The 12,419-nt window shown below is 57.6% G+C and carries 10 protein-coding genes; all 10 read left to right on the plus strand.

Annotated elements, in window-relative coordinates:
- The first annotated feature begins 154 nt into the window (after positions 1-154).
- The 10 genes from LMTR21_RS24710 to tnpC all read left to right on the plus strand — a co-directional run bounded on the left by LMTR21_RS24710 (position 155) and on the right by tnpC (position 12,248).
- Positions 155-352, plus strand: a complete 198-nt coding sequence (locus LMTR21_RS24710; protein ID WP_141688615.1) for a hypothetical protein — start codon at positions 155-157, stop codon at positions 350-352.
- A 234-nt stretch (positions 353-586) separates the two neighbouring features.
- Positions 587-799 carry a hypothetical protein gene (locus tag LMTR21_RS24715; RefSeq protein WP_246174170.1) on the plus strand — a complete coding sequence of 71 codons (213 nt, stop codon included), beginning with the start codon at positions 587-589 and terminating at the stop codon, positions 797-799.
- Positions 800-944: 145 nt separating this feature from the next.
- Entirely contained in the window at positions 945-1,652 is a 708-nt protein-coding gene (locus tag LMTR21_RS24720) for a MerR family transcriptional regulator (protein ID WP_084030956.1), read from the plus strand.
- Positions 1,653-2,738: 1,086 nt separating this feature from the next.
- The gene (locus tag LMTR21_RS24725) at positions 2,739-3,845 is read left to right on the plus strand and encodes a branched-chain amino acid ABC transporter substrate-binding protein (RefSeq protein ID WP_065756046.1); all 1,107 of its coding nucleotides are present in this window, start codon (positions 2,739-2,741) and stop codon (positions 3,843-3,845) included.
- Between the two features lie 607 nt (positions 3,846-4,452).
- Positions 4,453-5,562 (plus strand): histidinol-phosphate transaminase, encoded by a 1,110-nt coding sequence (gene hisC, locus LMTR21_RS24730; protein WP_065756048.1) that lies wholly within the window; start codon positions 4,453-4,455, stop codon positions 5,560-5,562.
- A gap of 253 nt (positions 5,563-5,815) precedes the next feature.
- A complete protein-coding gene (locus tag LMTR21_RS24735; RefSeq protein WP_084030957.1) occupies positions 5,816-6,907 on the plus strand; it encodes an LLM class flavin-dependent oxidoreductase in 1,092 nt (363 codons plus the stop codon).
- Between the two features lie 192 nt (positions 6,908-7,099).
- Positions 7,100-7,525 (plus strand): hypothetical protein, encoded by a 426-nt coding sequence (locus LMTR21_RS24740; protein WP_065756050.1) that lies wholly within the window; start codon positions 7,100-7,102, stop codon positions 7,523-7,525.
- Between the two features lie 2,278 nt (positions 7,526-9,803).
- Positions 9,804-10,205, plus strand: coding sequence for an IS66-like element accessory protein TnpA (tnpA, locus tag LMTR21_RS24755; protein ID WP_148636019.1), 402 nt, complete (start codon positions 9,804-9,806; stop codon positions 10,203-10,205).
- On the plus strand, positions 10,202-10,549 hold the full coding sequence (gene tnpB, locus LMTR21_RS24760; protein WP_065756978.1) for an IS66 family insertion sequence element accessory protein TnpB: 348 nt from the start codon (positions 10,202-10,204) through the stop codon (positions 10,547-10,549). Before tnpA ends, tnpB begins: the two co-directional genes overlap by 4 nt.
- 46 nt (positions 10,550-10,595) lie before the next feature.
- Positions 10,596-12,248, plus strand: coding sequence for an IS66 family transposase (tnpC, locus tag LMTR21_RS24765; protein ID WP_065756977.1), 1,653 nt, complete (start codon positions 10,596-10,598; stop codon positions 12,246-12,248).
- The last annotated feature ends 171 nt before the right edge of the window (positions 12,249-12,419 follow it).

Below are 12,419 nucleotides of genomic sequence, written 5' to 3' on the forward strand. Positions count from 1 at the left end.
CTCTTCCTCGTAATACGCTTACCCTTGGATCCCTAATGCGAACCGATTCCCATCCATCGTAAGCGCGGTTTCGCAAAGCGTGCTACGTGTCTTGTATCTAATGCGCTCAGCGCACTGGTCATTTGGTATTCCAGCGAAGCCGAACGAGCACGTCATGACTTACCGCTTTGCTCCAAGTCTCATTTACGGTGGCCGGATCCGTTGCGACGGGGATCAAACAGCGGCCACCTACCTTGCGGTAGATATTGAGGCAGCAGAAAACTCCGGGATTATTGTTGTTGGATCAGCACTAGCTGCCGACCAAATGCTCGGTATTGCGCCTGCGCAATCTTGCAGCCATGAGTCAGAATAGCGGCGCATGATGCGCGATTCCTTTTCTTCGTCCCCCCAATCCGGCTGCAGATAGCTGCGGTGCTCGCCAATTGTTCCGAGAAAAGTTAGTGAATATCGCCTGCACGACCTATGTTGCGCGACAGCATCACTTCAACGTATACCGCATCTTCGTCGCTGCACGACCGGGGTCTGTCTTTTTTTGGCCAAACGTCTTAGCCACGTGCGGCCGCCTTAGCGTTAACCACGGAGCCGAATGTTGCAGCAATACAGTGGTGTCTACGATCCGGAAGACCTCTCGGTCTTGGGAAGGATTTTTGATGAAGCAGTCGCGGCTTTACCGGCCTCTATGCGAACACCTGAAAATCGAACGGCAATCGCCACGCTTGTTCTACAACGTGCAGCAGCCGGTGAGGCCAACTTAGCATCCCTGATGAACTTGATGGGCGCCATTACTGCTGCTGCTTGATCAGGCGACTCTCTGACCGCAGCAACGTTGCTGGCGACAGAAGAGCCGCTTCGCTTGCGCCTGACACGAAGCAGGTTTCAGGTAGACCATTGAAATAGCTTGAATCTCACGCGACGTCAGGTTGTAGGCTTGAAATTAGAGAACCATGACAAAAGCTACACCACGAAGGCGTCGATGGCGCATTGGCGAGCTTGCAGAGGCTACCGGAGTAACGGTACGCACGCTGCATCACTATGAGCACACGGGTTTACTAAGTGCGTCGGAACGCACCGACGGCGGTCACCGCATGTACGACCGCGAAGGCCTCAAACGGGTACATCAAATCCGAGCGCTACGTGAGCTTGGCTTCTCGCTTTACGAGATCCGTAGAGCGATTGAGGGTAGAACGTCACTTACTGACCTATTGCGCAAGCATTTGGAGAGAATTGAACTTCAAGTCGCGCGTGCAACCCTGTTGCGAGATCGTTTGCGCAACATGACGACGGATAGTGAATTGCAAGTCAGTGTAGATGAGCTACCTGCCACTTTAGATGCAATGTCGCGGGTCGAGGAAGAACGCCCTCAGCCGCTCCAATGCACATGCGTCATAGACCCAGATCGAGAGGAGCGGTGGCAGAAAATCCGCGACGAGCTGCGCGATTGTGTGGATCGGGGCGAGCATCCCTGCAGCGAACGGGCAAATGCTGTGGCGCTTAGAGCGCGCTTGCTGCTCACAGAAATTGCAGGAGCTGATTCGACCGTTTCAACGATACTGAAAGTTCTTGCGCGGTTGAGCGCGCCACGCAGCATGGCTGGCTGGGATCCCTGCCTAATGCAATATCTCGACCGCGCACTTGCCGCCTTGAACGGATGAACTGCGCTGAACCTGCCGCGCATAATGCGTGCGCTCCTGCTGTGTTCTCCCTCTATGAGAATGAATTGAGCTTTTTAGCGCCAGGGAGGCGACGGTTGTGGTTTGCGTCAGATGGTTGAGGACTCCTGTCGCTCTTCTCTACGTTTTGCAGCGATGCTCCCTTGTCGAGACGTGACTTTGACAAATTTATCGAGACGAGCCCCCGAAGGGGCTTGAATCTTACGTGGCGTCAAATTGTAGGATCTCAATACCACCTAGGGACAACTCCGCCTAGGCGGGAGGACGCATGGACCTGCAGTCCGTTCAGAGTTTCTGGGCAATAGCTCCGGCATTCTCGACGCACTGGATGATCATCGTGGCCTTGCAAGTGCTTGATCGGCGCGAGCCGTTCCCGTCCGGGTGATCGCGGGGTGTACTGGATACTGACGCAGCGTTCGTTACGACTAGTCGGGCTTCGACTCGACATCATGTCGTTGGCTCATCGGTTGCTGCTCAAAAAGTTAAGTTAAGGATTACGTATGTCTATAGCTGTTAGGCTCACGCGCCACGAGACGGTCAGAAGGCTCGAACACTTCCGCAAGGAGCGGATTGTCAAGGCGGTCTATGCACTGGATGCGGTGCTGCCGTCGGCATACTTGCAGCTAAAACAGGACGACCAACTAGAGATCAGGGCGGGATGTATTCACGTCGCCCTTGCCGAACACGCACGGGAGCTCGGTCCGAGTTCGGCATGTGACGTCACAGGCGCCGGTCCTCACAAAGTATGGAATGCAGGCGACGAACCCCGAGACTCCACATCGTGACGCCGCGGCGGGGATGGACATGCGAAGCGTTCGCAGTGTTCGATCGATTGCAGCGTCAGGAGCGCGTCGGACATGTTGGAATTCCGCTTATCGCCGCGCCTTTCGAAGGCGAACCAATGGTTGTTTCGCTCTGTCACGGCAGCACCGGAGGGTCGGCCGGCCGCGGCATATGCGCTGCCTTGAGGCACCCAAAGCTGGCGCTATCTCATAACCAAGCGGCACCCTCACATGCGCAGGAACGGCGAGGCTGATAGCAAACTCAAGCGAACATCCGGAGCTCTAAGTGTCACTTTCCCGAATCACTTCAGCTGCAAGTGCAGCAATCCTCTCTTGTGCTTTGGCTTCGACCGCGCCCGCTGCCGACGTCAGTATCGCCGTGGTCGGTCCGATGACCGGAAGTACTGCTGCGCTTGGCGTACAAATGCGCGATGGTGCTACTGCGGCTATCGATGCGTTAAACGCTTCGGGCCTACTTCCCGGTATCAAGGTCATATTGAGCGTCGCCGATGACGCGTGCGATCCCAAGCAGGCCGTCGCAGTTGCCAATCGGCTGACGATGGATCAGCCCAAGTTGGTCGTTGGCCACTTTTGCTCGTCTTCCTCTATCCCCGCTTCCGACGTTTACGCCGAAGCGAACCTTATTCAGATCTCACCTGGCTCAACGAATCCTCAACTAACGGAGCGTGGTCTCAAGACGGTGTTTCGGATCTGCGGCCGCGATGATCAACAAGGCCTCGTGGCCGCCGAGTACATCTTGCGACATTATCCGACCAAACGAATTGCCGTGCTTGACGACAAGAGTACCGCCGGCAAGGGCATTGCCGATGTCGTTGCGTCACGCCTTCAGGAAGCAGGCGAAAAGGTCATTCGACAAAGCTATGTGGCCGGTGAAAAGGACTACACGGCCCTGGTCTCAAGAATGAAAAGAGACGGAATCCAGATCGCCTATATCGGCGGCTATTACAACGAGATCGGCTTGATTGTGCGTCAGGCCGCAGAAGCGGGCGCAGGTCTCACTGTGATGGCGAACGATCCGTTGATGACCAGCGACTTTTCGGCGATCGCCGGCGAAGCAGCAAACGGCACACTGTTCACCTTTATGCTCGACCCCACCAAGAATGCTCAAGCGGCGGACGCCGTAGCTAGGCTCAAGCCTTCCAACATGTCAGCGGGAGGCTACACGCTCTACGCCTACGCCGCCGTTCAGGCGTGGGCGGACGCGGTCAAGCGCGCCGGGACCTTCGATGGTCCGCAAGTAGCAGCTGCGCTTCGTTCGCAGCCAATCCAAACAGTAATCGGGCCGGTCCGGTTCAATACCAAAGGAGACAATGCCGCTCCCGGCTTCGTCGTCTACCGGTGGCATAACAACATTGTCGAAGCCGTCGAGTAAAACTCATCGTTGCGACCGCACACGGGCCTAGGCATTCAGCGAAGTAATGGAAATGATGAAACGTAATTCCGGATATGACGTGTTACTCGGGTCGGTCCTCGCGCTCGCGGTACTCGCGTCGTTTTTCGCGCTCGCGGTACTGATCGTGCAGCTAGCCAATGATGCCGACGCACCCGCGGATGAGTTTATGCCCAGTGGAACAGCTCGGCCGATGTCGCTGCGTAACCTCTGTTTAGCTCTTTGCCGCACTTCCAGTGTGCGATTTGAGGACGAATCGTTAAGGACCAATACTTGGTACCTGGACCAACGCAGAGTGACATTGCGGCCAACGCAAAAATGACAGCAATGCCACTCCGTGATCGAGGCGACTGATTGCTGCACGACACTTGATCCGCTCGACGATTATTCTCTCGGGTGGCGTGGAGCGACAGGTTCATCCCAGCTTCGAACAAATTGGGCATTCCGAGCTGCCCGTAGGGAAACTTTGGTGGCGGCCGTCCTCGCTGTCCCCACAAACACTCGAACTCTGTCTCCGGCCATCTACGGGACTGACCGACCGGCATGCTGACAACTGCAAGCGCGCTCGGCGGTTCAACGGGAGAAACCTATGTCCGATACCAAATTGCAAAATGTGCTCTCTTCTCTTTCGCAGGCAGCGAGACAGTTAGATGCTCTGCCGTCCGGCCGGCCTGCGCCGGCCGCTAATTACGTCAAACTAAACACGAATGAGAACCCATTTCCGTTGCCAACAATCGTATGGCAAAGTGCAATTGCGGCGCTTGAGCGGCAGTATCTGTACCCAGAAGATGACAACATTAGCCTGAGGGAAGCAGCGGCTAACACCTACGGCGTCGCCATCGATCATGTGATTGCCGGCAATGGATCATCTGAGCTCCTCGGGCTCATCTACAGAGCATTTCTTGCCCCCGGCGACAGCGTCGCAATGCTGTCTCCGGGTTTTTCATTCAATCGCAAACTTGCTATGTTGCAGGGTGCTCAACTGCTTGAAATCAGATGTAGCGAACCTCAGTCGTTGCCGATAGAGCAATTGCTCTTTGGACCAGCAAAAGATGCCAAGTTCATTCTGTTGGCTAATCCGAACAACCCGACAGGAACGTTCATCCCTATCGCCGATATCGAACGCCTCCTGGCGCAATCGGACCGCCTCGTCGTGTTGGACGAAGCATATGTCGATTTTGCGCCTGATAATGGCCTGCGGCTCCTCAGCCATTATCCGAATCTTCTGCTCTTAAGAACACTTTCGAAAAGCTATGCCGCCGCTGGCGTTCGAGTCGGCTTCGGATTCGGCCACCCGCAGCTTATTGGACGGCTTCGTAACATCCAGAACGTCTTCAACATGAATGTAATTGGGCACGCGGTCGGCATCAGCATTCTTGCGCATCGCGCCGTCTATGAAGAGAACCATATGCACATCAGGCATGAACGACAGCGGGTTGCGACCGCACTGTCGCAACTTGGATTCTCTCTAACGCCCTCCCACGCAAACTTCTTGTTAGCGCGTGTGCCTGCGGGACACGACGGTAGATGGTGGCAGGCCGCTTTGGAAAGGCAAAGAATACTAGTTGCCTTCCTTTCCGATGACGGTCTTGAAAATTGCATCCGCGTGAGCATCGGGACAAAAGCGCAAATGGATGCGTTTCTGGGAGCCGTCACAGACATTTCTGACAGCTTAAAGCAAGGAAGATCGGCCAGGTGAGCCGCGCTAAGTCTGCTTCTCCGTTACCCAGGCGAACGTATCACGGCGGTAGATAAGAGCGGCTACTGCCAATGGCGAAGATCTGCTGTGAGTGTGCGCGAACAGTGACAACGGATCTATCCTCCTTGGCATCGGATGCTTAGGCGTCCAAGAGGGACGAACAATCGTCTCGTGATCAGCGATGAAGACAAAAGCACAGGAGAGCAAAATGTGTGGCCAGAATAGGAGGTGTCGGCGTCTTTGAGCCGCTCAGATGCCGAAAACAAGCGAACTTCCTGCCTTCACACCTAAAATTGGAGACAATCCAGTGAAAGACGTCTTTTCTTCTTCAAAAATAGCGTTCGGCATCTTCGATCACTTAGACGAGGACGGCCGCGACATCGCCCGACAATACGCAGATCGTCTCGTCCTGGCAGAGGCGTACGACCGACTGGGCTTCTTTGCATATCATGTGGCAGAGCACCACTGTACGCCGCATGGCAGAGGTCCATCGCCAAATTTGTTCTTGTCGAGCGTCGCACAGCGCACGCGGCAACTTCGCATCGGGCCATTGGTGATGCTGCTTAACCTCTATCATCCGCTGCGTGCGTTTGAAGAGATCTGTATGCTTGATCACTTGAGCGGTGGCCGGCTTGAGGTGGGGATCGGACGCGGTTCTCTTCCGCTTGAATTGGGGTACTACGGCATCAGAGCTGACGCGGCTCCAAGCCGTTATGAAGAAGCCAGCGAAATTCTCATCAGTGCTATGAAAGGCGGGACGCTATCCTATCAAGGCAAACATTTTGAGCTAAACAGCGTTCCGTTGACGGTAAGAACTTATCAACGTCCAAGGCCGCCGACATGGATTGCCACCAATCGATCCGAGTCCGCAGCTTGGGCCGCTGCCAATGGCGCAAATCTAGCGTGCGTAGGCCCCTCCTCTGCTGTACGCAAAGTTACTGACGCCTTCCGTGCTCATCGAGAGCCCAACGGTCAGGCTAACGATCAAATGCCATTTCTTGGATTGCTTCGCATGGTCGTCATTGGGCGTTCGGACACAGATGCCTATTCGCTCGCGGCATCTGCGTACGAACGATGGCTCGAGAGCTTTAAGTTCCTTTATGAGCTCAATGCCATCCCTACACCACCACACCTGCCGCTGAGCTTCGATGCGGCAATCGAGAGCGAATTGTGCGTCGTCGGAACGCCAGCTTCTGTGCGACAAATTCTTCTAAATCAGCTGGAAGAGGCAGGTGCCAATTACCTTCTTTGTCAACTCGCATTTGGCAATCTGCCATTAGATGCTTCCCTGTGCACCGCAACCGCAATCCAATCCGAAATCATGGCTGGACTTGGCCGACAATGATTTTCCCGTCCGGCTTTAAAGATCAAGCGTTGTGGCAGCGCTCTGCCCCCTCCCGTACCGTTGGCGGGCAGCATGCGCTCACGATCAGCGGCTCCTACTTGCTCACCACGACGTCCGTGGGTCAACGAAGTGCGCTGTTGCAGCGATCCAGCAGACTCACGTTTTTCTAACCATACCTACGAGGACTGACTAATGACGAAAGACCGATTCGCCATGGGCTTTGCCCTTGCATTCATTCTGATGGCGAGCTTTCCTGGAGCCGCCGGCGCGGAGGAGCCTACGTACGCGGGGCTGAACGGGGGCGTGCCGATCAACGTCGGCGACGTGTTGTCAGGCGAGCTCTACGCGTTGCGCATACGCGGTGCCAAGCACGGCAAAAAGGTCGCCTACCAGATCATCTCCACGCCGCGCCGGCTGCCTGAGCCGGACGGGCTGTGCAAGCTAGAGACTGGACCGGTAATGTTTCACCTCCTTACAACTGGCGAGGCGCAAGCCAATCAGCTAAAGCCACTAGTCGGCAAGAGGATCTCGGTGAAGGTCGATGAAATCGCCTGTGCCGACGCTGAGCAGATGAGCGAAGCGGTCATCAAGAAGTGGAATCTGGTGAAACAGCGTTGATTTCTTAGAGCCTCCGCTGGCGATATTCCATCGGCTGCCAACTCGACATATCGGTCCCGTAATCACTCTAACGAACTGCTTGTGACCTACGAGCACCCTGAGCTGCGCTGCGCAGCATGCGTGCTGGGCAAGCTGCCAGCGCGGCTGCCTTTTCATCCACAGAGTCTGATTGCCATATCGATGCCATTAACCGGGCTATCAGGAACATAATGCAGCATCATCATTCGCTGAAGGAGAACCGTAAGTGCGCGTTAGTCCGTATTTCGAGGAGATCAAGGCTCGCGCGCTGCAACTGCTTACTAGCTTTCGGCCCACCGAAACCACATTCCCTCGAACCAAAGGGGAACTCCGACATGCCGTGCGCGGCGCACTCAGCCAAGCACGCGACGAAATGTACAAGCGCGAGAGACCCCGCGTCATGGGGGCGCGAGCGGAACGCGCTGCTGCGTATCGGCGCACTCACTTCAACGTTGGCAACTTCACGCGAGCAGAGCGGGAACTTTGCAAGCTCATGTGGACGCGGCTGTACCACTGACACTGGCGCCTTTATTTGCCTAGCGCTCAGTATCGGCGGCTCTCACATACATTGCGCGTTTTGGCGTCGGATCAAATCGCGCGCGAGCCTCACGCAACTCATCGTCTGAATGTTTTAGACGTGGCACTCTTCGGCCGCATTTGCACCTCAACCACGGAGTTGAAGCTAAATGGGCGTAGATACAAATGGCGACGTTTCGTCGAGAGACTCGGCGGGCATCGCAAGAGACAGAACAGCCGGGCTTAATCAAGCTCGTCCGCTGCTTCAAGCGAGAGCGGAATGGATACCTGCTCAGCGACTCTGTTCCCGACCAACTAAAGCGCGTCAATGCGCAGAAACGCGAAGAAGACGGGTCCCGCCTCATAGCATCTGCTCATCGCCGGCGCCGAAGAGCGTTAACGGTCGGCGTCGGCAAGCCATCCAGATTAAGCAACACTGCGCAATCCTCAAGAAGATCTGCGGCTTCTAAGGTAGACATCTCGCGATCCCATCGATAATTGCAACGGGATCCGGCGTTACGTCGATGCGCGCCGCGATGATGTTCGAGCGCTGAACAAACGTTCACACGATCCCGTTCGGCTCGCCAAGAACGCAGGAATGCCAATCCCAACCTACTGACGACGAGAAGGAGGATCACCGTGTCTGAACAGCGAATAATCACGGCAGGCGATTCGATCGCGAGAATCGATCGTGTGTGTCAGAGCTTTCGGCACATGATCGATACTGAGAGCTCGATTTTCCCATGCGTTCGAGGCGCGATGCACGCATTGCTCGATGAGGATCCTCTTTTGGCAAGGGCGCGAATTCTCGACTATATCGCGAAGCATGAGGCGCACCATCGATGAGTATGCCTGCGGCCGTTTCAGGTGCTGAGGCTCTTGCCCTCGCCAAGGAGCGCTTCGCGTGCGCTCGCGTGATAGTTGACCCTGATCCCTAATATTTGCAACCTGACGCTGGAGTTCAGGATGCGGATCATCCCGCAAGCGCGGGCGTCATGACGCGGCATCGCGCGAAAGCTTGATATGTGGTGGCGGAGCTCGCTTTGCTTTCGAATGCTGCTCGCAACGAGCGGCATAAGGCGCCGCCACCTGTCGATGACGATTACGTTGGTATTCCAGCGCATCAACCTAAAGATGATAATAGGCAACTCATGGACAAGGTTTCACAAATCGAGGCGGAGCTTCGACAGATGGCAGTAGTGTATGCCCGTAAATGCAGCGCGCTTGCCAAGCTGCAGGAGGCGTACTGTAGCAAATTAAACGAGTTGCTCGAGGCCAAGGCGGCGCGCGACAGACACCAGCACCGCTGGGACCCGCGAAAGAGATGATCATCACCGACGCCCGTGCTGCGATCGACCAGGGTTTCCGAAAAGCTTGTAGAGCCCCGATAAGGGCACATTGACTATCCCGGCGTCTTTAGCGGGACCGCGGCCGCGGTGAGAGAGTTGCGTCTCGGCCTGTCGTAAGTGGTTGCCATTTTCAGGTACTTCGTAGCTTTTTTAGCGGGTTGTCGTTGCTGGCAACATCAGCGACGGTCGCCAGCCACTCTGAATTCAAGCGAGCTGCGCTTGCGACTTTACGACAACAAGGGCCGCTCAGTTAGCGGCCTCTTTCATTTACGTTGCCGAGGTTGAACGCGCTCATGAGCGAAAGCAGACGTCCCATTGTATCCCTCCGCCAAAGGCCGCCTTGTTCGACGAACGCGATCGCTGCAGGTCCTAGGGGTAATCCTAGGAGAAGCGCTATGACGATTTCGCGTGCGGAGGTGATCACATCGGTCGAGCGGCGGCGCCGGTGGTCGCAGGATGAGAAGGAGCGGCTCGTTGCAGCATCGCTCGGGCCCGGAGCCAGCGTTTCCGAGGTGGCCCGCCTGGCCGGCCTTCATGTGAGCCAGCTGTTCAGGTGGCGCAAAGAGCTTTGCAAGCACGGTGAAACGAGTAGAGCGCCGTTCGTGCCGGTCGCGATTGGGCCGTCTGTGCCGCCGCCGGAGGTGGCCGAAGCGCCGTTGACGACGACGGCGGCGCGTCGACGGAAGAGCCAGGGCATCATCGAGATTGATCTTGGTAGCGGGCACCGGATCCGGGTCGATGGCGACGTTGATGGAGACGCACTGCGTCGCGTTCTCGATGCTTTGGTACGCCGATGATCCCGGTTCCGACGGGCGCGCGAGTGTGGCTCGCGACAGGCTACACGGACATGCGCCGAGGCTTTCCGTCGTTGGCACTCCAAGTGCAGGAGGTGCTGCGCAAGGACCCGCTCAGCGGTCATCTGTTCGTGTTCCGCGGTCGCCGAAGCGATCTTGTGAAGGTGATCTGGCACGATGGCCAGGGGGCATGCCTGTTTACCAAGAGACTCGAGAGAGGAAGGTTCATCTGGCCAACGGTTGCGGGCGAAGCAGTGACGATCTCACCGGCGCAGATGAACTACCTGTTGTCCGGAATCGATTGGCGCAACCCTCAAGATACGCTGCGACCAACGCGGGTCGGATAGCCGTTTTACGGTTTGAATCTGCAACGTGATCTGATTCAATGGCTTCATGACATCGAAGCCGGACGACCTTCCATCGGACCTCGTGAGTGCCCTGGCGGCGCTGCAGGCCGAGCGTGAGGCGCGGCTGCAAGCCGAGGCGGTAGCCGCCAGTGCGCGGGCGGAGCTGTCGGCCAACGAGGCGCTGATCGTGCATCTTGAGCTGCGGATCGAGAAGCTCAAGCGCGAACTGTACGGGCAGCGCTCCGAGCGCACGGCGCGGCTGATCGAGCAATTGGAATTGGAGCTCGAAGAACTTGTCACCACGGCGAGCGAGGACGAGCTTGCCGCTCAGGCCGCCGCGGCGAAAAGCCAGAGCGTGCGCGCCTTCACGCGTCGGCGGCCGGTGCGCAAGCCCTGGCCGGACGACATCGAACGCGAGCGCGTCGTCATCGAGGCCCCGACGAGCTGTGCATGCTGCGGCGGATCGCGCCTGGCGAAGCTGGGCGAGGATGTGACCGAGACGTTGGAGGAGATCCCGCGTCGGTTCAAGCTGATCGAGACGGTGCGGGAAAAGTTCACCTGCCGCGATTGCGAGAAGATCAGCCAGCCGCCGGCACCGTTCCATGCCACGCCGCGCGGCTTCATCGGTCCGCAACTGCTGGCGACGATCTTGTTCGACAAGTTCGGCATGCATATCCCACTCAATCGCCAGAGCGTGCGCTTTAAGGCTGAGAGGATCGATTTGCCGCTATCGACACTGGCCGACCAGGTCGGCCACGGAACCCTTGCCGTCATGCCGCTGTTCCAGCTGATCGAGCGTCATGTGCTCGCGGCTGATCGCCTTCATGGCGACGACACCACCATCCGCATCCTGGCCAAGAGCAAGTGCACGACCGGGCGAATCTGGACCTATGTACGGGATGACCGGCCCTACGGTGGGCCTGCGCCGCCGGCGGCGGCCTATTACGCCTCGAGCGACCGACGGGGCGAACATCCCCAGAAGCATCTGGCCGCCTTCGCCGGTATCCTGCAGGCGGATTGCTATAGCGGCTTCGATCCGTTGTTCGACCCACAAAGGAAAGCGATGCCGATCACGCCGGCATTTTGCCTGGCCCATGCGCGGCGGGGCTTCTTCGAGCTGGCCGACATCGAGAAAACCGCCCGGGACCCACAGAAAGGCAAACCGGTCTCCCCGATCGCGCTGGAGGCGGTCAGGCGTCTTGACGCCCTGTTCGAGATCGAGCGCGCCATCAACGGCCGCAGTGCCGACGAGCGGCGTGCCGTACGCCAGGAGCTGAGCAAGCCGCTGCTCGATGACATGCACGTCTGGCTGCTCCGCGAGCGGGAAACCCTATCGCGCTCCTCCGAGGTCCTGAAGCCCATGAACTACATGCTCAGGCGCTGGGACGACTTCGCCCGCTTCCTCGACGATGGCAGGATCTGCCTCAGCAATAACGCCGCTGAAAGAGCGTTGCGCGGCATCGCGTTGGGCAGGCGCAACTGGACCTTTGCCGGCAGCCTGCGCGGCGCCGACCGCGCCGCCATCATGCTGACCATGATCACGACCTGTCGCCTCAACGACGTCGATCCCAAGGCCTGGCTCGCCGATGTCCTCGCCCGTATCGCCGATCTTCCCGCTTCGCGTCTGCACGAACTGCTGCCCTGGGAATGGAAGCTTTTGCGGCAGGCCAGCGAGCCCACCGATCAGCAGGCCGCCTGACCTGCACGCAACGCAATCATAGTGCTCGCCGCGCTCCCGCGCATGCGTCAATCCGGCGGCCTTCGTCGTATGCGTACGTCCCATTCCCTTGAATTCGGAAATTACTTGCCCGCTCTTCGAGCGCGTCCCGGGTAAGCATTTCGATCGTTGAGACTTCGCCGGACCGCTCCC

Origin of the sequence: Bradyrhizobium paxllaeri, assembly GCF_001693515.2 — a bacterium.
Taxonomy (GTDB): Bacteria; Pseudomonadota; Alphaproteobacteria; order Rhizobiales; family Xanthobacteraceae; genus Bradyrhizobium; species Bradyrhizobium paxllaeri.